This is a genomic window from Mycobacterium sp. URHD0025 (assembly GCF_000426065.1).
Taxonomy (GTDB): domain Bacteria; phylum Actinomycetota; class Actinomycetes; order Mycobacteriales; family Mycobacteriaceae; genus Mycobacterium.
In genome coordinates this window covers 756990-778912 of record NZ_KE384491.1, presented here as the reverse complement: position 1 = coordinate 778912, position 21923 = coordinate 756990, and the positions used below count along the sequence as shown (strand labels likewise).

Annotated in this window: 21 protein-coding genes; 11 read left to right on the top strand and 10 right to left on the bottom strand. The window is 66.0% G+C overall.

Annotated features, from left to right (window positions below):
- Nucleotides 1-293, bottom strand: a 293-nt coding sequence (locus H977_RS0132160) for a DUF222 domain-containing protein (RefSeq protein ID WP_155946903.1), incomplete at its 3' end; no start/stop codon positions are given.
- 73 nt (nt 294-366) lie between these two features.
- Between H977_RS0132160 and H977_RS0132155 the strand changes: the two genes are divergently transcribed.
- On the top strand, nt 367-669 hold the full coding sequence (locus tag H977_RS0132155) for a hypothetical protein (protein ID WP_029111723.1): 303 nt from the start codon (nt 367-369) through the stop codon (nt 667-669).
- Nucleotides 670-672: 3 nt separating this feature from the next.
- Here H977_RS0132155 and H977_RS0132150 read toward each other — a convergent pair whose 3' ends face one another.
- Nucleotides 673-2049, bottom strand: coding sequence for an NtaA/DmoA family FMN-dependent monooxygenase (locus tag H977_RS0132150; protein ID WP_029111722.1), 1377 nt, complete (start codon nt 2047-2049; stop codon nt 673-675).
- An 18-nt stretch (nt 2050-2067) separates the two neighbouring features.
- Nucleotides 2068-3228 (bottom strand): LLM class flavin-dependent oxidoreductase, encoded by a 1161-nt coding sequence (locus tag H977_RS0132145; protein WP_029111721.1) that lies wholly within the window; start codon nt 3226-3228, stop codon nt 2068-2070.
- Between the two features lie 208 nt (nt 3229-3436).
- On the opposite strand from H977_RS0132145, the gene H977_RS0132140 reads away from it, so the two are divergent.
- Nucleotides 3437-4036 (top strand): TetR/AcrR family transcriptional regulator, encoded by a 600-nt coding sequence (locus H977_RS0132140; protein ID WP_029111720.1) that lies wholly within the window; start codon nt 3437-3439, stop codon nt 4034-4036.
- Here the strand turns inward: H977_RS0132140 and H977_RS0132135 are convergent.
- Together H977_RS0132135 and H977_RS0132130 are read right to left on the bottom strand one after the other, a co-directional pair.
- Entirely contained in the window at nt 4033-4845 is an 813-nt protein-coding gene (locus H977_RS0132135; RefSeq protein ID WP_029111719.1) for a Fic/DOC family protein, read from the bottom strand. The two genes, H977_RS0132140 and H977_RS0132135, sit on opposite strands and share 4 nt — an antisense overlap.
- Nucleotides 4839-5855, bottom strand: a complete 1017-nt coding sequence (locus H977_RS0132130; protein WP_029111718.1) for a putative nucleotidyltransferase substrate binding domain-containing protein — start codon at nt 5853-5855, stop codon at nt 4839-4841. The genes H977_RS0132135 and H977_RS0132130 overlap by 7 nt, the downstream gene beginning before the upstream one ends.
- Before the next feature lie 171 nt (nt 5856-6026).
- On the opposite strand from H977_RS0132130, the gene H977_RS0132125 reads away from it, so the two are divergent.
- The 5 genes from H977_RS0132125 to atzF are packed head-to-tail and all read left to right on the top strand — an operon-like array spanning nt 6027 to nt 12663.
- A complete protein-coding gene (locus tag H977_RS0132125; protein ID WP_029111717.1) occupies nt 6027-7568 on the top strand; it encodes an amino acid permease in 1542 nt (513 codons plus the stop codon).
- A gap of 1 nt (nt 7569) precedes the next feature.
- Nucleotides 7570-8397: an urea amidolyase associated protein UAAP1 gene (locus H977_RS0132120; RefSeq protein ID WP_029111716.1), complete on the top strand. Its 828-nt coding sequence runs from the start codon at nt 7570-7572 to the stop codon at nt 8395-8397.
- Nucleotides 8394-9014, top strand: coding sequence for an urea amidolyase associated protein UAAP2 (locus H977_RS0132115; RefSeq protein ID WP_029111715.1), 621 nt, complete (start codon nt 8394-8396; stop codon nt 9012-9014). Before H977_RS0132120 ends, H977_RS0132115 begins: the two co-directional genes overlap by 4 nt.
- A complete protein-coding gene (locus H977_RS0132110) occupies nt 9011-11005 on the top strand; it encodes a 5-oxoprolinase/urea amidolyase family protein (RefSeq protein WP_029111714.1) in 1995 nt (664 codons plus the stop codon). The genes H977_RS0132115 and H977_RS0132110 overlap by 4 nt, the downstream gene beginning before the upstream one ends.
- Entirely contained in the window at nt 11002-12663 is a 1662-nt protein-coding gene (gene atzF, locus H977_RS0132105; protein ID WP_029111713.1) for an allophanate hydrolase, read from the top strand. The genes H977_RS0132110 and atzF overlap by 4 nt, the downstream gene beginning before the upstream one ends.
- A gap of 33 nt (nt 12664-12696) precedes the next feature.
- Here atzF and H977_RS0132100 read toward each other — a convergent pair whose 3' ends face one another.
- The 4 genes from H977_RS0132100 to H977_RS0132085 all read right to left on the bottom strand — a co-directional run bounded on the left by H977_RS0132100 (nt 12697) and on the right by H977_RS0132085 (nt 16896).
- The gene (locus H977_RS0132100; protein ID WP_029111712.1) at nt 12697-13869 is read right to left on the bottom strand and encodes an NDMA-dependent alcohol dehydrogenase; all 1173 of its coding nucleotides are present in this window, start codon (nt 13867-13869) and stop codon (nt 12697-12699) included.
- Nucleotides 13869-15335, bottom strand: coding sequence for an aldehyde dehydrogenase family protein (locus tag H977_RS0132095; RefSeq protein WP_029111711.1), 1467 nt, complete (start codon nt 15333-15335; stop codon nt 13869-13871). Before H977_RS0132095 ends, H977_RS0132100 begins: the two co-directional genes overlap by 1 nt.
- Before the next feature lie 13 nt (nt 15336-15348).
- A complete protein-coding gene (locus tag H977_RS0132090) occupies nt 15349-16146 on the bottom strand; it encodes an SDR family oxidoreductase (protein WP_029111710.1) in 798 nt (265 codons plus the stop codon).
- 117 nt (nt 16147-16263) lie between these two features.
- Complete coding sequence (locus H977_RS0132085; protein WP_029111709.1) at nt 16264-16896, bottom strand: TetR/AcrR family transcriptional regulator; 633 nt, start codon at nt 16894-16896, stop codon at nt 16264-16266.
- 40 nt (nt 16897-16936) lie between these two features.
- Between H977_RS0132085 and H977_RS0132080 the strand changes: the two genes are divergently transcribed.
- A complete protein-coding gene (locus H977_RS0132080) occupies nt 16937-18082 on the top strand; it encodes an ABC transporter substrate-binding protein (RefSeq protein WP_029111708.1) in 1146 nt (381 codons plus the stop codon).
- Here H977_RS0132080 and H977_RS0132075 read toward each other — a convergent pair.
- A complete protein-coding gene (locus H977_RS0132075; protein ID WP_051289318.1) occupies nt 18074-19075 on the bottom strand; it encodes a dihydrodipicolinate synthase in 1002 nt (333 codons plus the stop codon). The genes H977_RS0132080 and H977_RS0132075 overlap by 9 nt on opposite strands.
- A 185-nt stretch (nt 19076-19260) precedes the next feature.
- Here H977_RS0132075 and H977_RS0132070 point away from each other — a divergent pair, with 185 nt between their 5' ends.
- The 3 genes from H977_RS0132070 to H977_RS36010 all read left to right on the top strand — a co-directional run.
- A complete protein-coding gene (locus H977_RS0132070) occupies nt 19261-20499 on the top strand; it encodes a cytochrome P450 (RefSeq protein WP_029111706.1) in 1239 nt (412 codons plus the stop codon).
- Nucleotides 20500-20509: 10 nt separating this feature from the next.
- Nucleotides 20510-21556, top strand: coding sequence for an NAD(P)H-dependent amine dehydrogenase family protein (locus H977_RS0132065; protein WP_029111705.1), 1047 nt, complete (start codon nt 20510-20512; stop codon nt 21554-21556).
- Nucleotides 21557-21683: 127 nt separating this feature from the next.
- A partial coding sequence (locus H977_RS36010) for an SDR family NAD(P)-dependent oxidoreductase (protein ID WP_029111704.1) occupies nt 21684-21923 on the top strand: 240 nt, incomplete at its 3' end.

The window sequence follows — 21923 nt, the reverse complement described above, 5'->3', positions numbered from 1 at the left end:
TCGCGTAGGGCTTGGGTGCAGCGGGGAAATTCGTCGATGCGGCGGGCGATGGCCACGGTGGTTTCGGCGTTGCGGGGGCTGACCCCGGTTTTCCAGGCGACCAACGCTTTCATCGAGCGGGCACCGGTGTTCCCGCACAACTCGTCGCGGTCCAGTTCGGCGACGATTTCCACGATGCGGCCGTCGATCGCGTTGCGCTGACCGCACAACTGCTCCAACTCCCCGAACAACACCTCGATCCGCCGCACAGGACTCACCCCCTGCGCGGTGAAAGACGCTGCGGCCGAAGACATAAGATCATCATCGCAGAGGGGTACCGACAAGATTCTTTCCTGAGGAGCCCAGCGGGCCCTTAGGCTTCTACGAATGGACGCCGAAGATGCCGAAGTCGCCGAAGCACCGGAACGCCGGCTGGTCATCAGGATCAACTCGAACACCAAGATGTCGCGCGGCAAGGCCGCAGCGCACGCCGTGCATGCCGCCCTCAAGCTCTACGGCATCGAGTATGCGCATCCGGTCATCGTGATCGGCGGCAAGCCCGACGAGATTCTGGCTCAGACGGTGCACGTACGCGACGCCGGGCGCACAGAGCTGGAACCCGGCACGTTGACCGCAGGCGCGAGCTGGGAGTACAAGGACCGCACCAAACCTGACGACGCGGGCCAGTAAACTCTATCCCGTTGCCGCCGTGTGTTCTTCGCGCGACTGAGGAACTGCCAGGCCCAGGTGTTCGCGTAGCGTTGTTCCCTCGTAGTCGGTGCGGAACACACCGCGCTCTTGCAGCTGCGGCACGACGCGGTCGACGAATGGGTCGAGCCCGCCCGGGGTGACGTGGGGGACCAGGATGAAGCCGTCACTGGCATCGGATTGCACGAGGTGGTTGATGGATTCGGCGATCGTGGTCGCCGAGCCGACGAAATTCTGCCGCCCGGTGACCTCGATGATGAGTTCGCGGGTGGTGAGGTTCTCCGCCTCGGCCTTGGCGCGCCACTCGTTGGCGACGGCGACCGGATCGCGGTGGATCCGCACACTGGCCCGGCCCTTGGCGATCGTGTTCTCGCCGACCAGCGGGTCGACGGTGGGAAGCGGCCCGTCGGGGTCGTGATCGGAAAGGTCGCGGTTCCAGAGCTGTTCGAGGAATTTGATCGCGGTGGCAGGGGAGACCTGAGCCAGTCGCACCTCGTGAGCCAGCTCGGCGGCCTCCGCGTCGGTATCTCCGAGCACGAAGGTGGCCGCGGGCAGGATCAGCAATTGATCATGGCGGCGACCGTATTTGGCGAGGCGGCCCTTGACGTCGGCATAGAACTTCTGGCCGTCCTCCAGTGTTCCGTATCGGGAGAAGATGGCGTCGGCGGCCGCCGCGGCGAACTCGCGCCCGTGGTCGGAATCCCCGGCCTGGAAGATCACCGGCCGGCCTTGTGGGCTCCGTGGGACGTTGAAGCGGCCGCTGATGTCGAAATGGTCATTGTGGTAGGCGAATTCGCCGGCCTTGGGGTCGGACAGGAAGACGCCACGGTCTTTGTCGGCGACGATCTCGTCACCACGCCACGAGTCGAACAGCGTGTGGGCGGCGGCCAGGAAGCTCTCGGCCCGCTCGTAGCGCTGGTTCTCTGGCAGGAAACCGCCCCGGCGGAAGTTCTCGCCGGTGAAGGCGTCCCAAGACGTGACGACGTTCCAGGCGGCCCGGCCCTCGGAGAGGTGATCCAGCGAGGCGAATTGCCTTGCCACCTCATAGGGTTCGTTGAAGGTGGAGTTGATGGTGCCGGTGAGGGCGAGCCGATCGGTCACCGCGGCCAGCGCGGCGAGCACCGTGAACGTGTCCGGGCGACCGACGACGTCGAGGTCGTAGATCTGGCCGCCTTGTTCGCGCAACCGAAGTCCCTCGGCCAGGAACATGAAATCGAACTTGCCGCGTTCGGCGGATTGCGCGAAGCGGACGAACGATTCGAATTCGATGTGGCTGCCGGATTCGGGATCGCTCCACACCGTGGTGTTGTTGACCCCCGGGAAATGGGCGGCCAGATGGATCTGCTTGACGGGCTTGCTCATGGGCGTGTCCTGTCGCTGTCAGACGGTGGAGTAGCGGTTCGCGGGGCGGGGCAGGCTGAGCAGCCCGCGCAGTGTGGAGGCCTCGTAGGACTCGCGGAAAAGTCCGCGGCTCTGCAGCTCGGGGACCAGAACGTCGGTGATCTGCTGCAGATCGTGTGGCAGGGACGCCGGCCGCAGCCGGAAACCGGTGGCGCCGGCAGTGTGCCAGGCCTGCAAAAGATCGGCCAGCTGTTCCGGCGTGCCGACGAAAATCTCGGCGTCGCTGCGGTATTCGGAACCGGCCAGCTCGTCGAGGCGGTCACGGCGTGCGCGTGCCGCGTCAGGAGTGGCGTCGAGCAACACCACCAGATCGGCGAAAACCCGTGCGGGTGGGGACTGCGCGGGGCGCAGCGCGGCGATGGTGTCGACCAGCGCGGTGACGTCGTCGGTGCTGTGTGGCGTGACGAAGCCGACGTCGGTACTGCCTGCGATCAGCTGGTAGGCGGGGTCGACGTGGCCGAGTGCGGCCACGATGGGTTGGCCCTGTGGTGGCCGCGGCGTGATGGACGGCCCCTTCACGGAGAACGTCGCGCCCTCGAAATCGATGTAGTGCAGTTTGTTCCGATCGATGAACCGGCCACTGGCCACGTCGCGGATCTCCGCGTCGTCCTCCCAGCTGTCCCACAGCCGGCGCAGCACTTCCACGTAATCTGCCGCTTCGCTGAACAATTCTGCGCTGAGGGCGGCACGGTCCTCAGGCAGCCTGCGTCGGCCGAAGTGGGCAGCGGCATCCCGGCGGGAGGCGACCTGGACCCGCACCCCGGCCCGGCCGGTGCTCACGTAGTCGAGTGTGGCGATCGCCTTGGACGCATGGAACGGCTCGGTGTGAGTGGTGATGACGGTGGGCACCAGGCCGATGTGGCGGGTGCGGGGTGCCACGCGTGAGGCGATCAGAACGGCGTCGAGACGCCCGCGCACCTGATCGGTTCGGTCATCGGGGCGGAACGGATGATCGGACTGCAGGGTGAGGCCGTCTTCGATCGTGACGAAATCCAGCAGGCCGCGTTCGGCCTGGCTGACCAGGTCAGTCCAGTAGCGCGGCGTCAGTATTTCGGTGGGCCGCGCCAGCGGTTCACGCCAGGACGCCGGGTGCCAGCCGGTCCCGTCGAGTGCGACGGCGAGGTGCAGTGGGTTGCCCATCGACGGTTCTCACTTTCGGTCGGTCACTGGCGGCAACGCGAGCACACACCCAGGTAATCCCGGGCGGGTGCCGGCGTGACCGTCCAATCCAGTCTGACCTGCCGAAAGAGATCGACGCAGGGTGATGCGAAACCTCGGTAGTCAGTGACGCGCAGGGCCACGTGCGCATGCCACATAGGCCAACCGGCGTTGAAGTAAGCTCGCGGCCATGTCGGAGACCCGGCGGAGCGGTCGGTGGCGCACCGGTCAGCAGAGCAAGCAGCGCGTCATCGACGCGGCGCGCGACCGCTTCATGCGCGACGGCTATGAGCGCGCGACGGTGCGTGGAATCGCCGCCGATGCCGGGGTGGACGTCGCGATGGTCTACTACTTCTTCGGTAACAAGGAAGGGCTGTTCGCCGCCTCGGTGCTCGACACCCCTCAGCACCCGTTGCATCAGCTGGCGAATCTGCTCGACGAGGGAACCGACGAGATCGGCGCACGCCTGGTCCGCGATGTCGTTCAGCGGTGGGACGCGGGAGCGTCGTTCGACCCACTGCTGACGGTCTTTCGTTCAGCGGATATCCAACCGTTGGCGCGCAAGCTCTTACACGATTCCCTCGCCGGCCCGGTGGCCCAGCGAGTTGCGGCGGAGTTCGGTGTCGACGATGCCGAACTGCGCGTCGAGCTGGTGACCGTGCACCTGGTCGGTCTGGCCTTCGCGCGTTATCAACTCAAGATCGAGCCGATGGCTTCGGCGAGTATCGGCGACCTGGTCGCCTGGATGGGGCCGACCGTGCAACGCTACCTGACAGACCCGAATCCCTAGTCGGCTGTGGCACTCTCGGATTCATGGACCGGCCGCAACCGTCCGCGCAACAGCGCGACGAAGGGCCGCGGGTCGGCCCGCCCGTCGCGCCGGAACGGCATCGAGTCCCGGGATGCGCTGATCCACTCGGAGCGGGGCAGGTCATCGAGAAGCAGTCGGCGTCCGGTCCGGCCGGCGAGCAGATGCAACAGCAGAGTCCCGGTGCGTCCGTTGCCTTCACGGAACGGATGGATCTGGTTGTAGTCGGCATAGATTCGGGCCAGCCGATAGGACAGCGTTCCATGGTCGATCTCGGTGCCCTCGTCGGCGAGCCTGGCGACGTCGGCGTGTAATGCCTCCAGGGCGCGAGGAATACGTGCACACGAGCCGAATGTGCTGTCACCTTTGCGGATCTCGACGATGCGTGGTTCGCCTGCCCAGGCGTACACGTCGCCGAAAACGTGCTGGTGCAGTGACCGGGTGTCCAGTTCGGTACCCCGGGAACGCAGGTGGACCTGCAGAATGCGCCCGGCGGTCGCCACGTATTCCAGCTGGGCCAGCACCGCGGCGTCCTGCACACCGAAGTTGTTGCGCAGCACCGATGTTCCCGCGATGAAGTAGGGGCGCCGCCGGGCGAACATGCGACGACGGGCCGGTGGGGACGGGTGGGGAAGATGACTCCCGAGGTACTCGCCGAAGCTCGCCGCGCCGGTCAGTAAGCCGGTCAGGGCGTCGACCTGTTCCGGTGTCGGTCGCCAGCCCTCCAGGCGTTCGGCGGCGATGGTCTGGGCCAGGGCATGACGTCCGGCCTCTTCGGATCCGGTCACCATGTGGAGAACGTCGAGGTTGACGCCAGATAGTCGAGTTTGCGCCGCACCGCGGTCAGTTCACGGCCGATGCTGCGCAGCGCGGTGCGGTCCTGCGGTGAGAGTTCCGAGAGTTCCACGCGCTCGTCGAAAGCGTCGACGTCGACGGACGAGCGCCACCGCGCGGCCCGCGCCCGCCAACGGATGCTGGATGCGATCGCATGGCACTTCGCCAGCACCCGGGCGTCGTCGGGATCGAGGTAGCGAGTGCCCGACGCGTCAGCGAGCCGCGCGGAGGTGGGCAGTGCGTCGGATCCGCAACTGAGAGCGGCCCAGCGCGCGATACGGACCACCGGGTCGACGGCGGCGTGCTTCACGTCGACGCCGCTGTCACCGGAGGTCAATACTCGTAGCCGGGACGGGACGTAGGCACGGGCAAAGGTGGAGTCCTGCAGTACCGCCGCCAGTGCAGCCGGTTGCGCTCGGGCTGCGATACCGGCTTGCTCGCGCAGATCCGGTCCGTCGCCCAGAGCCACAGCATCGGCCAGGAGCCCGATCATCACCACGCCGCGATCGCCGGCCGGGTCGGCCGCCCACCTACCGATGCCGATCGCCCAGTCCTGGGCGGTGCGGTTGAACCGTATTCGGGAGGCGACCGCGCCGTTGTCGTCGGCGCGGAAACCGCAACAGGCCAGCAGGTCATGGACGTGGACAGCCTGGGCCAGCGCGGACTCGACGGTCACATCGGGGCGACGGATCACCAGCGTTTCCAGGTCGGACCCGGGGAGTGCGTCGCCGCGGCCGACGCTGCCCGAGGCGTACCAGTCGACGTCAGGCCCCACCAGGCGCGCGGCGGACATCAATGCGGCGCGGGCCACGGCCGACCACGTCACGGCGACCGTGGCAGCACTGACACGGGTGTCGATCAACGGCTGTACCGCATCGTGGGCCGCTGTGGCGGCTGCCACCAGCTCGCTCTCGGTGTCCGCCGACGCAATGCGCCGGTGCGCATCGTCCAGCGCAGCCACAGCCATGTCGGCGATTGTGACAGGCGACCGGCCCGGTGAGGTTTCGGCAACCCAATGCTTACGGGTGGCTACATGAACGAAACACGCGGGTGACCGCTCGGACACGCCGAGGGGCTTATCTATCAAGTGACAGTTAAGGACCTGGCGGCATCGCCCCCGAGCCTGAGAGAAACGCCTATGACCAGCAGCGCCACCGAGAGACAGCCAGACGTGGCCGGCAGTTTTGGCGACCATGACGACCTGGCCGAGTTCGGTTACGACCAGCAGTTGCATCGTCGGCTCGGCAAGTTCGAATCATTCGCCGCGGGCTTCTCGTTCGTGTCGATTCTGACCACGATCTTCCAGCTGTTCGGCCTCGGGTTCGGTTTCGGCGGTCCCGCCTTCTTCTGGACCTGGCCGGCGGTGTTCCTCGGCCAGTTCCTCGTGGCGCTGTGTTTCGCCGAGCTGGCCGCGCGCTACCCGATCTCGGGGGCCATCTATCAATGGTCCCGCCGCATGGGCGGCGAGGTCATCGGCTGGTTCGGCGGCTGGTTCATGATTCTGGCCCAGATCGTCACCGCCTCTGCTGCGGCCATCGCGTTGCAGGTGGTGCTGCCGTCGATCTGGTCCGGCTTCCAGGTGATCGGGGACGACTCCGCGCTGACCTCACCTAGTGGCGCGGCCAACGCGGTACTGCTCGGCACCGTGTTGCTGGTGGTCACCACCACGATCAACTGCCTTGGCGTCAAATGGATGTCGCGCGTCAACAGTGCCGGGGTGATCTGCGAGATCGTCGGTGTCATCGCGGTCATCGGCGTGTTCTTCACCCATGCCCAGCGCGGACCGCAGGTGGTGTTCGACACCGGGCACGCCGGCGGCCAGCCCGGCTACGTCTGGGCCTGGATCATGTCGGGGCTGATGGCGGCGTACGTGATGGTCGGATTCGGCTCGGCGGGCGAACTCGCCGAGGAGACTCGTAATCCGCGGCGCGTCGCGCCCCGCACCATCCGGCTGGCCCTGTCGGTATCGGCGCTCGGCGGCGGACTGATGATCCTCGGCGCCCTGATGGCGGCACCCAGCCTGACCGACGGTCGCCTGGCCACCGAAGGCCTGCCGTACGTGCTCGACACCGTGCTGTCCTCACCGTGGGGCACCGTGCTGCTGATCGACGTGTGCATCGCGATCACGATCTGCACCTTGGCAATCCAGACAGCCGCCTCACGTCTGATGTTCTCGATGGCCCGTGACGGCCGACTGCCCGCCTCATCGATCCTGTCCCGGGTCAACAGCCACACGGGAACGCCGATCTGGCCGTCGGTACTCATCGGCCTGCTGTGCATCGGGGTGTTGCTGGTCAACGTCGGCAACTCGGCCATCTTCGCGACCCTGGCCAGCGTCTGCATCATCTTGATCTACCTGGCCTACCTGCTGGTGACCGCGCCCCTGCTGTACCGCCGGATCAAAGGCTGGCCCGCACAGCGCAACCAGGTAGATGCCGAAGGGTTGCCGCTGTTCTCGCTCGGCAAGTTCGGCATCGCGGTGAACGTCCTGGCCGTGCTCTACGGCGTGGTGATGATCGTCAACCTGGGGTGGCCGCGGGCCGAGATCTTCAACCCCACTGGGGATATGCCGATCCTGCAGTGGGCCGGACCGCTGAGTATCGCGGCCGCGATCGTCCTCGGCGCACTGTGCTTCCCGCGCGGCAAGACCCACCCGAAACCCGTCACGATCGGAGCCTGAGATGTCCACTGCTACGACCGCCGGCGCCCGCGATCACGCCCGATCGCAGGCAGGCACCCTCACCGATTCGATGCCTGTCGTCCCCGCGTCGAGCTGGCCCAACCCGCCACACGGTGTCGCAACCGAGCAACTCACCTGGGCTGAAACAGTTCCCGGTGGCCGCTACACCAGCAAGGTGCTGGCCCGCGGCACCCGGCTGCGCCTGCGCGATCTCGACGGCACCGCGTGCGCCCACCTGCTGCTGTGGCGGGCCGATGCACCCTGGGAGCGATTGAACGTCGCCGACACCGTGAAAGTGCCGTGGCAAGCCTATCTTTCGGCCGGCCACCCCCTGCTGAGCGACCAGGGCCGGGTCCTGGCCACCGTGGTCTCGGACACCTCGGGGCACCATGACGCCCTGTGCGGCACGACGACGCTGTCCGGCAACGCGGTCAAGTACGGTGCGGGCGCGGTGGAGTCGCCCAGCCCCGCCGGCCGTGAACTGCTCGCGCTGGCCGCCCTCAAGAACGGCCTGACCCGGCGCGACGTCGCGCCGAGCCTGTCGTTCTTCCACGGAGTCCGGGTGGATGCCGACGGCGGGCTGGTATCGATCGGCTCGGCCGGTGCGGATACCGCCGTCGAACTGATCACCCATCTGCCTCTGATCGTGGCGGTGGCCAACACCGCCCACCCTCTGGATCCGGGGCCGGAGTTCACCGTCGGCTCTCTGGAGGTGCTGGCCTGGTCGGCACCGGGCGACCTGGCCGCCATCGGCGCCACCGTCGATGAGCGCGACCCCGAATACCAACGCGCCTACCTCAATTCCGAAGACGTCTGGAGCGCCCGATGACCCTCACCGCTACTCACACTGTTGCCGATGAAATCGTCGCGCCCCGCGCCGCATGGTCGAAGATCGTGCGCGCCGGTGACGTCCTCACCATCGTCGACCTGCATGGCAACCAGGCCGTGGACACCCTCTTCTACGGGGCGGCAGACCACGGCGTGCGCTACAGCGCCCCGGCGACCATTGCGGCTCAAGGCAATATCTTCCTGACGACCGGGACGGTCCTGCGTGACAGCGACGGTGAGCCGATGCTGACCATCGTCGACGACGAGGTCGGCAATCACGACACCCTCGGCGGTGCGTGCTCGCAGGAATCGAACACCCTGCGCTACGGACACCACACCAAACACCAGCACGCCTGCGTGGAGAACTTCATCGGTGAGGGTGCCCGATGGGGGCTGACCAAGGCCGACATCGTCAGCAACATCAACTTCTTCATGAATGTCCCGGTGGATCCCGACGGCGCGCTCGGCATCGTCGACGGCTTGTCGGCCCCGGGCAAGACGGTGTCGCTGCGAGCCGAGATCGACACGCTGGTGCTGGTGTCGAACTGCCCGCAGATCAACAACCCGTGCAACGGATTTGACCCGACTGCCGTGCGAATGGTTGTGACGCGCCCATGACGGCGCTAGAGGTGATCCGGCCCGGCATGGCGACCACCGTCCAGGACTGGCCGGGGCGGACCGGGTACTGGCAGGTCGGTGTGCCGCCGTCGGGGCCGATGGACGATCTCTCGTTCCGGCTGGCCAATATCGCGGTGGGCAATCCGGAGGGGGCGCCCGGTCTCGAGGCCACGATGGGCGGACCGGCGTTGCGCTTCGACACCGACACCTGGGTGTGCGTCACCGGTGCGCCCGCGCCGGTGAGCGTCGACGGTACGCGGGTCGCGCAGTGGGTTCCCGTCCTCGTCAAGGCCGGGCAGGTCCTGGACGTCGGAATGGTCGACGGACCGGGCCTGCGGATCTACATCGCCTTGGCGGGCGGACTGCAAGCGGATGAATACCTCGGCAGTGCATCGACATTCACCCTCGGGCGCTTCGGCGGTCACGAGGGACGTGTGCTGGCGGTGGGGGACAAGCTGGAAACCTGCGACGCAGCGAGCGGCATTCGCCGACGAATCCTGTTCGAAGAGCAGCCGGCCATCGGCAGCCATTGGTACATCGCGGTGACCGTCGGACCGCATTCCGCGCCGGAGTTCTTCACGCGCAACGACATCGACACGCTGCTCAATCATGACTACGAGGTGCACTTCAACTCCGATCGCACCGGTGTCCGGTTGATCGGCCCGCAGCCGGAATGGGCCCGTCCCGACGGCGGGGAAGCCGGGCTGCACCCGTCGAACATCCACGACAACGCGTACTCGGTCGGCTCGCTCGACTTCACCGGGGATACCCCGATCCTGCTCGGCCCGGACGGTCCCAGCCTCGGCGGCTTCGTCTGTCCCGTCACCGTCACCGCGGCCGACCGCTGGAAGCTGGGCCAACTCGCACCCGGCGCCACGATCCGGTTCGTCCCGGTGAAGGCGTCGGAGGCAGCACCGCCTGCCACGGTAAGCCAGGCCCGGCGCGCCTCCATTCCCGCCGTGTTTTCCGGCGGTGGCGATGAGGACAACGGAATCGTCTCCGGCACAACCTCATCGGATGGCACCACGGCCGTCACCTATCGCCGGATCGGGGATGACAACATCCTGGTCGAGTACGGCGAGATGAGACTGGACCTGGCATTGCGCGCCCGTGCCCATGCATTGCACCATGCGCTGGAGCAGCACCGGCCGGACGGACTGATCGACCTCACCCCGGGAATCCGTTCACTCCAGGTCAAGGTGGATCCCGGCAAGCTGCCGCAGTCGAAGCTGGTGCCGCTGCTGGCCGAACTCGAGGCGTCGTTGCCCGCTGCGCAGGATCTCGTGGTGCCCAGTCGCACCGTGCGCTTGCCGTTGAGCTGGGATGACCCCTCGACTCGGGAGGCGATCGAACGCTACATGCACGGCGTGCGCGCCGACGCGCCGTGGTGCCCGTGGAACATCGAGTTCATCCGGCGAATGAACGGCCTGGCCTCGGTCGACGATGTGCACCGAATCGTCTACGACGCCGAATATCTGGTGCTCGGACTTGGCGATGTCTACCTGGGAGCTCCGGTCGCCACGCCGCTGGACCCACGGCATCGCCTGGTCACCACCAAGTACAACCCGGCGCGCACCTGGACGCCGGAGAACGCGGTCGGAATCGGCGGAGCGTACCTGTGCATCTACGGAATGGAGGGGCCGGGCGGATACCAGTTCGTCGGGCGCACCACCCAGATCTGGAATCACCGCCATCCCCTGACCGCGCAAGGTTTCGAACCCGAACATCCTTGGCTGTTGAGGTTTTTCGACCGCATCCAGTGGTACCCGGTGTCTGCTGACGAGCTGCTGGACCTGCGTGCCGATATGGCCGCCGGGCGCGGCCACGTCGAGATCAGCGACGGAACGTTCTCGCTGGCCGAGCATGAGCGATTCTTGGCGGCCAACGCCGGGGACATCGCCGCGACCCGGACAACGATGGAGGAGGCGCGGGCCGAAGAGCGTAAGCGTTGGTCTGCGGCAGGAGAATTCGCACGAAAGGAGTCTGCGTGAGCAGGATTGCCGAGATCTACCGCGCGATCGCTGAGAGCGGACGCGACGAGGTGTTCATCCACCTGCGGCCGCAGGCCGAGGTCGACGCCGAGCATCGCGCGGCGCTTGCCGGAGGCGGCCCACTGGCCGGTTTGGTGCTCGCGGTCAAGGACAACGTCGATGTGGCCGGGATACCGACCACTGCGGCATGCCCAGATTTCAGCTATATTCCCGATGCCGACGCACCGGCGGTGTCCGCTCTCAAGGCCGCCGGTGCTGTCGTCATCGGGAAGACCAACCTCGACCAGTTCGCGACCGGATTGGTGGGCACCCGCAGTCCCTATGGCGCCGTGCGGGATTCCCGCCGGCCGGACCGCATCTCGGGTGGGTCGAGTTCCGGGTCCGCGGTGGCCGTCGCCCTCGGCTTCGCCGATATCGCCATCGGTACCGACACCGCCGGATCCGGTCGTGTTCCGGCCGGACTGCAGGGCATCGTCGGAATCAAGGCCACGGTTGGCGTCGTCTCCACCGAGGGTGTGGTCCCGGCATGTGCGAGCTACGACTGTGTGACGATCTTGGCGGCTGACCTGGCCACGGCTCAGTCGGCGATGGCTGTGATGAGTTCGGGTGCGCCGCAGCGCCAATGGCCGGCGGATATCCCGTTTGCCGCGCCGGTGACGCCGCGGATCGCGATCCCGGAGGCGTTGGCCGGGCTGGACGACGAATGGCGGGCCGCCTTCGATGCTTCCGTGCGCCAGGCGAAGGCCGCCGGTTTCGACATCGTCACGGTGCCGATGGATGACTTCTTCGCCGCGGCCGACCTTCTCTACAACGGCGCACTCGTGGCCGAACGATGCGATGCGGTAGGTGAATTCGTCAGTACGGTCGGCGCCGATGCCCAGCTCGACCCGACGGTGGCCGCGATCATCACCTCGGCCGGGATGTATACGGCCGCCGGTCTGCTGCGGGACCGCCGACAGGTCGAGGACCTCCGCGTCAAGGCGCTGACGCAGCTCGAGGGTTGTCACGCACTCATGGTGCCGACCGCTCCCGAGCATCCGCGCATCGACGAAGTGGCGGCCGACCCGGTCGCCGTGAACTCCCGGATGGGCCGGTACACCAACTTCTGCAACCTCTTCGACATGTGCGCCATCGCGGTGCCCGCGGGGACGGTGTCCGACGGCGCGCAGTTCGGAATCACCCTGCTGGCACCGGCTTTTCACGACGGGGTCGTCGCCGATCTGGCGGCCAGGTTTCTCGATGCGCCGTTGGCCGGGACCTGGCCCGAGGCTGGAGGAGCACCGCTGACCGAGCTCGCCGTGTTCGGTGCGCACCTGCGGGGCCAGCCGCTGGAGCACCAGCTCACCGGGCGGGGCGCCCGCTGGGCCGGACCGATCACCACCGCACCGCGCTACCGCCTGTATGCACTCGACACGGTTCCACCCAAGCCCGGCCTGACCCGTGTCGACGAGGGCGGTGCGCCGATCGTGGGTGAGCGGTGGCTGTTGTCCCCGGCCGCGCTCGGCGAGTTCCTGGCCGAGCTACCCGCGCCCATGCTGCTCGGGAAGGTGGAGCTCGACGACGGCCGCTGGATCACCGGATTCGGTTGTGACCACGCCGCTCCCACCCAAGGTCGTGACATCACCGAGTATCGGGGTTGGTTGGCTGCGATGGCGTGAGCGCCGGTGGATGAACTCCGTGCCGGCGGCCCCCTAGAAAGCGATCACACCGCGAATGTTGCGACCGGCGCGCAGGTCTCTCATGGCCTCGTTGATGTCGTCGAGCTTGTAGGTGCGGGTGATGAGTTCATCGAGCTTGATCGTCCCGGCCTCGTACATGGACAACAAACGGGGCATCGCCTCGCGCGGGTTCATCTCGCCGTAGAGCACACCTTTGAGGGTCTTACACGAGCTGACCATGTCCGGCAGGATCAGCGGCACCATCATGTCGGTCAGCTTGGCCATCCCGGTGAGCACGCAGACGCCGCCCTTCCTCAGCAGCATCATGGCGACAATGATCAGATCCGGCGGCACCACCCCTGGCGTGAGCACGACGCGGTCAGCCATCACGCCCCACGTGAGCTCCTTGACCAACTCGACTGCTGCGCCGGCGTCGACGGCGGTGTGGGTGGCCCCGAAGTTCGGTGCCACCTCTCGTTTGAACTCGTTCGGGTCGACCGCGACGATGTGCTTGGCGCCGGCGGCTTTTGCGCCCTGCACCGCGTTCATGCCGATTCCGCCGACGCCAACGACCACGACAGTGTCGCCGACCTGCGTGCCTGCCGCAACCGATCCCGATCCGAAACCCGTTGTCACCCCGCAGGAAACCAGTGATGCGGCCTCCAACGAGATCCAGTCGTTGATCTTGACGAGCGATCGCTCCGAGGCGACGACGTATTCGGAGAATGTCCCGACCTGCATCATGGCCATCAGGTCCTCCGAGCCGTTCGGCCCGGTTACGTGCCGGCGTCGGGTGTGGTCGGTGGTCATCTCCTTGCTGTAGATCTCGGCACCGACATCGCACAGGTACGTGTGGCCCGTGACGCAGAACCGGCAGCTGCCGCATGCCGGGAAGAATGAAATGGCCACGTGGTCACCGGGGTTGAGGCTGGTCACACCGGGGCCCACCGCTTCGACGATGCCGGAGCCCTCATGTCCGCCGAGCATCGGAAACCATTCGGGCACCGGTACGCCGGCCGTCCGCATCATCTCCTCCATATCGGCGCTCGGGACGCTATCGCCGGTGAAGAAGTGCTCGTCGGAGTGGCAGATACCCGCGTAGGCCATCTTCACCAGAACTTCGCCCGCTCTGGGCGGGTCGAGGTCGATCTCGGTGACTTCCCAGTCAATGCCTACTCCACGGAGAATCGCCGCCTTGGACTTCATCAGGCCGGCCACCCCACCGTCTTGGTCTCGGTGAAGATCTCCAAACCCTCGAGACCGCATTGTCGTCCGATGCCGGACTGTTTGTAGCCGCCGAACGGTGCGTCGGCGCCATACCAGAGTCCACCGTTGATGCCCAGTGTGCCGGTGCGTATCCGGCTTGCCACGTTCTTGGCCCGTTCCAGGTCATTGGCGAACACCACACCGGACAGGCCGTAGATCGAGTCGTTGGCGATCCGCACCGCGTCATCGTCGTCGTCGAACCCGATGACCGACAACACCGGACCGAAGATCTCCTCCTGGGCGATGGTCATCCGGTTGTCGACGTCGGCGAAGATCGTCGGCTCTACGAAGAATCCCTTTGGCAGATGTTTGGGGACACCACCACCGGTGACCAGCCGGGCGCCCTCCTGCTTGCCTTTCTCGATGTAGCTCAGCACACGGTCCTGTTGGCGTTTGGACACCTGTGGTCCCTGCAGGACTGACGGATCGGTGGGGTCGCCGTATTTGTTCTTCTCCAGCGCGATCTTGACGATCTCGACGGCTTCGTCATACCGCGAATTGGGCACCAACAGCCGGGTGGGCATGGCGCAGCCCTGCCCGGCATGCATGGAGATGAAGGCACTGCCCCCGATCGACGCCCGCATATCCCCGTCGTCCTCCAGGACCAGATACACCGATTTGCCGCCGAGTTCGAGGAAGGTGGGCTTCACGGTTTCCGAGGCGGCGGCCATGATGCAGCGCCCGGTCGCGGTCGAACCCGTGAACGCCACCATGTCCACCAGTGGTGAGGTTGACAGTACCTCGCCGACGAGGTGGTCGGAGGAGGACACGATGTTGATGACGCCCGGTGGAATATCGGTGTGTTCGGCGATGATCCGGCCGATCCGGGTGGCGTTCCACGGCGTGTCGGGAGCGGGTTTGAGCACCATCGTGTTGCCCATGGCCAGGATCGGGCCGATTTTGTTGAGGATGATCTCGAACGGGAAGTTCCACGGCGTGACGACGCCGACAACCCCGATCGGTTCCTTCCACACCTCCCGCGCGGCCGGAGTTCCCATACCGAAGGCGTCCTTGTCGGGAAGAGAACGCTTCCAGGGGAACTGGGCGATCATCTCTGCGGGCCAGGTGAGCGCCTCGTTGAGCGGGACGTCGAGCTGCGGGCCGAAGGTCGACAGCACCGGACAGCCGACCTCGGCGACAAGCTCGGCGCGGATGTCCTCGCGTTCGGCCTCCAGAGCCGCCTGCAGCTGACGCAGACCGGCAGCCCTCAGCTCACCGTTTCGCGACCAGTCCGTGTGGTCGAACGCGTGCCGAGCCGCGGCCACGGCGCGCTCCATGTCTGCGCGGGTGCCGTCGGCGGTGACACCGAGCAGGTCCTCGGTGGCGGGGTTGATGTTCTCGAAGGTCCGGCCGGTCTCCCCATCGACGAGCTTGCCGTCGATGAGCATGCGGGATTCGTGTGTCATCTAGTGCTGTCCTTCACCACTGTCGGAGTTCGTTGACCGCCGCGGACGGGCGGGGGGCCATGGTCAAGTAGGGGATGAAACTGCTGCTACCGCAGATGAGTACGGAGTACACGACGTCGGCAAGATGGCCGGCGTCGACAAGGCCGCCCTGCATCTCGCCCCGCTCCATCCACAGCCGGATCGCTTTGTCGAGCGCTTCGGGATCCCAGTTCTTGTTGAATTCGGTCTGCGAATCGCCTTCGCCGCCGAAGCTGTCGCCCACTGCGAGACGGGTGAAACCGATGTTGGGGTGTTCGATGCGCCAAGCCTCAACGAGTTTGTCCAGCGCGGCTTTCGTCACGGCGTAAGCACCGAGGAGCGGCCAGGGATTTGTGTACGACGCGCTCAGCGACGAAAGGTAGACCGCCGATCCACCGGTAGCGGCCAGGTGTGGTGCGGCCGCCGCCGTCGCGAGTGACGCACCGGTGACGTTGGTCGCGAACAGTTGCGCCCATTGTTCGGCGGTGACCTCCCGCAGCGGCGCGAGAACCCCCATGCCGGTGGTGTAGACCATGGCGTCCAACCCGCCGAATTCGTGGATGACCTCGGACATGGCGGACTTACAAGAATCGGCGGCGGTCACATCGCAGACGACGCCGACGGCTCCATTGCCCGCCTCCTTGGCGGCGTTCTCGAGGCGGTCCCGCCGGCGAGCCAGAAAAGCGACGCGAGCCCCCTTATCGGCCAATGCCATTCCGATGCAGCGGCCGAGTCCTGCGGATGCGCCGACCACGGCCACCCGTGGAGCGCCAGATGTTGGGCTTCGCTGCATGAGTCTCCTTGGGGTGATCGAGAGTCAAATTATCATTCAGATAGAGCGACTATATGCGATATGCGGAAATCATCATTTACACCGGGGTCCCTGGCTGCAGTGGGAGGACTCTAAGCTTCAGTCCCGCAATGCGTTTCGGGTGGTGGGCGCGAAGCTCAGCAACATTCGGTCGAGGATGGCGGCTGCCCGCTTCCGGGCCTGGGTGGTGTTCTTGGCGTGCGCGACCAGGAGAGCGGCCTCCTCGACGGCGGCGACGAGCATATGGGTCAGTTCGGTGACCGGCTGGTCATCGATGACGCCCGCGGCAATGGCGTCCCGTACGGTCGCGTCGATGAGCGCGATGCTGTTGTCTTCCTGGATCGCACGCAGCGTTCGCCAGCCCAGCACGACCGGCCCGTCGATCAACATGACCCGTTGGACCTCGGGCTCCACCGCGGCCCGAAGAAACCCGTGCAGGCCGGTGCTGAGCCGCTCCCAGGCGTCGGTGCCCGGTGGTGGGGAGGCCAGTGCGCGCAGCGTCAGATCCCGTTCGACCTCTTCGAAGACGGCGCGGAACAGCTCGGCCTTGTCCTTGAAGTGGTGATAGAACGCGCCGCGGGTCCCCACTCCGGAGGCGGTGACCAGGTCGCCGATGCTCGTGTTGAAGTAGCCCTTTTTCACGAACAGCTCGCGACCTGCGTCGATCAGGTCGCGCTGGGTCGCCTCGCCCCGGGCCCGGCGTTCGTCGTCGGTGCCTCCCCGCTTCGCCATGCGGATGATCGTATCAACATTCATGATGTATGTTGCGGGTATGGCGGACGATGAGGTGCGCGCGTACGGGACGGTCGCCCCACTGAAAGTGGGTCTGCTCAACGACTATCCCACCAGGGGCGACACCGACAACGACACTCTCGCGGCGCTGACCCTGGTGATGGAGGAGGCGCTGGCCTCGGGTCTGATCGACCGGCCGGTGGAGATCATCCAGCGCAACGTCGTCGGGCTGCCCAATGGCACCTACCACGCCGTGGAGCGGGCGTTCGACGAACTCGTCGCCGAGGGGTGTCTGGCCATCTTCGGGCCCTGGGTGTCCGACAACGTCGTCCCGCTCCGGCCGCACGTCGACGCCACCGCGCGCACCCCGATCATCACACTGTCCGGTTCCGAGGGGGCGCTCGGTGAGTGGTGCTTCGCGCTCAACAACGGCTCGATGGCAGAGGAGCCGATCATGCTCGCCGCCGTCATGATCGGTGACGGTCGCTCGCGGATCGCGATCGCCTACGAGTCATCGCTCATTGGCAAGGAGTATCTCGCCGCGTCGCAGAAGGTGTATGCCGCGGCCGGGCTGAAGATCGTTGCCAGCGTCTCGATCCCGCAGGTGGAAGCCGATAAGGCGGCTGCGGTCGAAGAGTTGCGGATGGCTGAGCCGGACGCGCTGGTGCACGTCGGATTCGGGCACGGACTGTGGGGTTTTTCCGATGCGCTGTTGGCCTCAGGCTGGGATCCTCCCCGCTACACGACCACGGCCTTCGAGATGGCACACATCAACGCCGACTGGACGCGGCATCTGCGCGGATGGATCGGGCTGGACAGCTACGACGAACGGAATCTGGTCGGCCAGGCATTCCTCGATCGTTTCCAGGCGAAATTCGGCCGGCGCCCTGGACACTCGATGCCCGGGCTGGCCCATGACGCGGCCACCGTGATCGCACGCGGGCTGTCAGCGGCACGGCCGTTGACCGGCGAGGGGGTCAAACTCGGCATCGAGCAGATCAAGCTCATCCCGTCGGCCAGCGGTGCGCCGGGTACGTTCCTGCGCTTCGGCCGCCTCATCCGGCAGGGCTGGCTGGGCTCGGATTACCTGATTGCCCGGCGGGTCCTGCCGGACGGCAGCACGCATGTATTTCATTCGGCCCCCAGCGCGAACATCGCTCAGGCGGTCGGAGGCGGTTCAGCCTAGGCGGATGGCCCCGAACACCGGTGCGGTGACGATCCCCGGCGGTTGCGCCAAGACGTAGGGGATCGCCCGGACGGCGCTCATGGCGATCATCAGGTGTCCGGGCAGGGTGGATGTGGCGTCGTTGCCCCCGACGTCGAGCTGTAGTTCGAAACTCGGATTCCCGCTGATCACCGCGCGGATCAGTGGCGCCTTCTGGCCCAGTTGCAGTGGGCTCAGCCCCCATTGCGGCAGATCTCGGGTCAGGATCCATTCTTCGTGAATCGCCAGCAACGCCCGCCCGGCCCAGTGGCCTATCCACGAGAACCGTTGACCGACCACGGTTCCCGCCTCAATGGTGCCTGCGGCCACCTCGATGTCGTGCGGGAGGGTGGTGGCATCCACCGCAATATCGATATGCGACAGTTTGACGCCTATCACGTCGGCGGTGGCGTTGAGAGCCTGCCGGTATGCCATGTCGAGCTTGCCGATGATGGGGGAGTTGACGCTGACGTCCTCAGGTGGACGGCCCATGCCCATCAGGTCCACGAGCATGGGCCGACTGTCGACCGCCGAGACGTCGGTGGCCTCATAGAGGTCGATCCGGTTGATGGTCTTGCTGAGTCCGGTGACCGTGGCGACCAGTCGTTCGAACATGAAGCCGGGATTCTCGCCCGCAGCGTGAAAGCGTGATCCGCCCGCGCGGCAGGCCTCGGTGAACGCCGCCTCGGTGTCTGCGCCGTACGTGGGAAGGTGGTTGTAGGACGTCGTCGAGATGACGTTGATTCCGGCGGAGAGGAGTCGGCAGATGTCCTCGGCATTCGTCTCGACCGCGTGTGCCTTGCTAGCCGCATGCACCACGACATCGGGGGCGAGAGCGACGATCGCATCCTTGCTGTCGGTGGCCTTGACCCCGGTGGATGGCTCGATTCCGCATAGGAGACCGGCGTCCAGGCCTGCCTTGGCTGGGTCGTAGACCAGCACCCCGGCCAATTGGAAAGCCGGATTCTCGATCATCTCGCGCAGCGCCGCGCGGCCCACCGCGCCGGTTGCCCATTGCGCTACTCGTGTTCCCAATCGAATGCTCCTGGTTGCGCTTTCAGCTTTTCTCTGGACGCTGGTGCCGATCAACATACATCATGTAGGTTAGCAACCGACAGTATGAATGTTGATTCTGTCGCGCGACAGTGAGGAGGCCGCGAATGGGTGAACCAGCCACCGTGGCGGAGCTCGAGCAGAGCATCCGAGAGGCCCAGGACAGATTCAACGAGGGGATGGGTGCCGACGGCGACGCCACGCCCTACCCCCTGCTCAGGCGACTCCGGACAGAGTCCCCAGTCCACGCCGGGTGGCCGGAAATGGGCATGGTCGGCAATCCGGAGGGCGGACCGTACACCTTCACGGCGTACACCTTTGATGCGGTCAAGGCGATATTCACCGACAACATCACCTTCAGCACCCGCTGCTACGAGGACGTGGTGCGACCACTGCAAGGTCCGACGATCCTGGAGATGCAGGAACCCGAACATGCGGTGTACCGAAAGTTGCACGAGTTCGCCTTCGCGCGGTCGTCGATGAAGCGGTGGGACAGTGAACTCGTAGGGCCGTTGGTCGACCGCACCATCGACAAATTCAAGGATGCCAAGCGGGCGGACATCGTCGATACGGTGTTCATGCCGATCCCGGTGCGGGTGATCGCGGCGCTGCTGGGCCTACCGGACTCCGACGTCCTGCAATTTCATCGGTTGGCGATCGACATCCTGGGCTTCCGCGGAGATATGGAAACCGCGATGAAGGCGTCGGCACAGCTGCGGGAGTACTTCGTCGGCATCCTCGCGGAGAAGCGCCGCAAACCGGGCGACGACATGGTCTCGATCCTGGCCGCCGCAGAAGTCAACGGTGTCAGGATGTCCGACGAACAGATCTACGGGTTCATGCGTAACCTGCTACCTGCCGGAGCCGAGACCACCTCGCGGTCGACTGCCAACCTGGCGTTTGCGCTTCTCACACACCCCGACCAACTCGACGCGGTTCGCGCCGACCGCAGCCTCCTTCCGCAGGCCATCGAGGAGGGCATCCGCTGGGAGACACCGCTGCTGAACTTCCTGCGCGAAGTCACCCGGGACACCGAACTGGGCGGAGTCCACATTCCCGAGGGTTCGACGATGATGCTCAGCCTGGGCAGCGCCAACCACGATGAAACGCGCTGGGCGGATCCGGAGGTGTTCAACATATTCCGGGATCGCAAGCCGCACATCGGGTTTGCCCACGGAGCCCATGTCTGCCTCGGTATGCACCTTGCTCGGCTGGAAAGCATGAAGATCTTCAACGCCGTGTTCGACGAACTGCCCGGGTTGCGGCTGGATCCGGATGCGCCGCCGCCATATGTCACCGGGACCATGTTCAGGTCCCCGCCGCGCCTCGACGTGATCTGGGACTGAGGGACACAACATGACACGGGTAATTCAATGGGCCACCGGCGTGACCGGAGCGATGGCTCTGCGGCATGTCATCAACCGATCAGACCTGGAACTGGTCGGTGTGCGGGTGTACGACCCGGCCAAGTCCGGTGTCGACGCCGGGTCACTGTGCGGCCTGCCGGGCACCGGGGTGAGGGCCTCAGTCAACCGGGATGCGTTCATCGCAGCCGACGCTGACGTCGTGCTCTACATGGGCAAGGTCGAAACGGACACCCCGGGTTGCTTCCGCGACGTCTGCGACCTGTTGGCCTCAGGAAAGAACGTGATCGCCACGGGCAGCAGGTTCATTCACCCGCGCTCGCTTGATGCCGGCCTGGCGGATAGCATCGAATCCGCCTGCCGCGCAGGTGAATCATCGTTCCTCGGGCTGGGGCTGTATCCAGGTTTCATCGGGGAATCCCTCGCGCCGGTCCTGGCGCGGCTCACCGAGAACGCTTCCCACATCAGCGTTCGAGAGGTGCTGAACTACTCGACCTACGCCAGCCACGACCTGATCTTCAACGCCATGGGCTTCGGTCACCCGGTCGAGGACACCACACCGTTGCTGGCAAACCCGGCGTATGCGGCCAACGCATGGATCGGCAGCGCGACCGTGCTAGCCCAGTCACTGGGACTGGAGGTCAAGGGGTTCGAGGGATTTCGTGAAGTCGTGACCACCCCGCGGTCGTTGGCCGTCGCGGCGGGTGACATACCGGCGGGCACCGTGGGGGCGATGCGCTTCGGGGTGAACGTCGACTGCGGGGATATCAGTCTGTCGGTGGAACACCTGACGCGGATGGACGACAATCTGGCACCAGATTGGCCAACCGAGATCGGCTATCAGGTGTCCTTCACCGGGAAACCGAACGTGCTGTTGCACTTGGTCATCGGTGGCAATGACGAGGACCACGCGGAGCAGGGCTGCTTGGCGACTGCCATGCATGCCGTCAATGCAATACCCGCCGTCATCTCGGCGGAGCCGGGTTTGCTTGACCTGTCGACGGTCGGCTCGTTCGTGCCGGACTGGACGAATCGTTGATGGCACTGCGCCTCATGCTGATCGGGACCGGAGGAGTCGGCGGCCGCGGGCGCCGTGTCTTACTCAGGAACGAACTGCGCATGGCTGTCGACCTTCAACACCCCTTTGGGAAGGGGCTGTTTCTCCGATGAGCGACATAACGTTCGATGGCCGTGTCGCCCTCGTCGCGGGTGGGGCGTGGGGCCTGGGCGCAGCGTACTGCCGCGAGTCGGCGGCCCGTGGCGCCGCAGTGGTGGTTCACGACAACGACATTGATACCTCTGGTGAGGGAAGCGACCCCGCGCCGGCGAAGGAACTGGCAGCAGCGATCGTAGCTCAGGGCGGCCGTGCGATAGCGTTCACGGCTGACGTCAGCACGGAGAGCGGC

What these genes read in the sequence shown, in the direction of transcription:
- H977_RS0132155 (WP_029111723.1), top strand. Translation starts at nt 367, where the DNA reads ATGGACGCCGAAGATGCCGAAGTCGCCGAAGCACCGGAACGCCGGCTG.
- H977_RS0132150 (WP_029111722.1), bottom strand. Translation starts at nt 2,049, where the DNA reads ATGAGCAAGCCCGTCAAGCAGATCCATCTGGCCGCCCATTTCCCGGGG.
- H977_RS0132145 (WP_029111721.1), bottom strand. Translation starts at nt 3,228, where the DNA reads ATGGGCAACCCACTGCACCTCGCCGTCGCACTCGACGGGACCGGCTGG.
- H977_RS0132140 (WP_029111720.1), top strand. Translation starts at nt 3,437, where the DNA reads ATGTCGGAGACCCGGCGGAGCGGTCGGTGGCGCACCGGTCAGCAGAGC.
- H977_RS0132135 (WP_029111719.1), bottom strand. Translation starts at nt 4,845, where the DNA reads ATGGTGACCGGATCCGAAGAGGCCGGACGTCATGCCCTGGCCCAGACC.
- H977_RS0132130 (WP_029111718.1), bottom strand. Translation starts at nt 5,855, where the DNA reads ATGGCTGTGGCTGCGCTGGACGATGCGCACCGGCGCATTGCGTCGGCG.
- H977_RS0132125 (WP_029111717.1), top strand. Translation starts at nt 6,027, where the DNA reads ATGACCAGCAGCGCCACCGAGAGACAGCCAGACGTGGCCGGCAGTTTT.
- H977_RS0132120 (WP_029111716.1), top strand. Translation starts at nt 7,570, where the DNA reads ATGTCCACTGCTACGACCGCCGGCGCCCGCGATCACGCCCGATCGCAG.
- H977_RS0132115 (WP_029111715.1), top strand. Translation starts at nt 8,394, where the DNA reads ATGACCCTCACCGCTACTCACACTGTTGCCGATGAAATCGTCGCGCCC.
- H977_RS0132110 (WP_029111714.1), top strand. Translation starts at nt 9,011, where the DNA reads ATGACGGCGCTAGAGGTGATCCGGCCCGGCATGGCGACCACCGTCCAG.
- H977_RS0132100 (WP_029111712.1), bottom strand. Translation starts at nt 13,869, where the DNA reads ATGAAGTCCAAGGCGGCGATTCTCCGTGGAGTAGGCATTGACTGGGAA.
- H977_RS0132095 (WP_029111711.1), bottom strand. Translation starts at nt 15,335, where the DNA reads ATGACACACGAATCCCGCATGCTCATCGACGGCAAGCTCGTCGATGGG.
- H977_RS0132090 (WP_029111710.1), bottom strand. Translation starts at nt 16,146, where the DNA reads ATGCAGCGAAGCCCAACATCTGGCGCTCCACGGGTGGCCGTGGTCGGC.
- H977_RS0132085 (WP_029111709.1), bottom strand. Translation starts at nt 16,896, where the DNA reads ATGGCGAAGCGGGGAGGCACCGACGACGAACGCCGGGCCCGGGGCGAG.
- H977_RS0132080 (WP_029111708.1), top strand. Translation starts at nt 16,937, where the DNA reads ATGGCGGACGATGAGGTGCGCGCGTACGGGACGGTCGCCCCACTGAAA.
- H977_RS0132075 (WP_051289318.1), bottom strand. Translation starts at nt 19,075, where the DNA reads ATGATCGAGAATCCGGCTTTCCAATTGGCCGGGGTGCTGGTCTACGAC.
- H977_RS0132070 (WP_029111706.1), top strand. Translation starts at nt 19,261, where the DNA reads ATGGGTGAACCAGCCACCGTGGCGGAGCTCGAGCAGAGCATCCGAGAG.
- H977_RS0132065 (WP_029111705.1), top strand. Translation starts at nt 20,510, where the DNA reads ATGACACGGGTAATTCAATGGGCCACCGGCGTGACCGGAGCGATGGCT.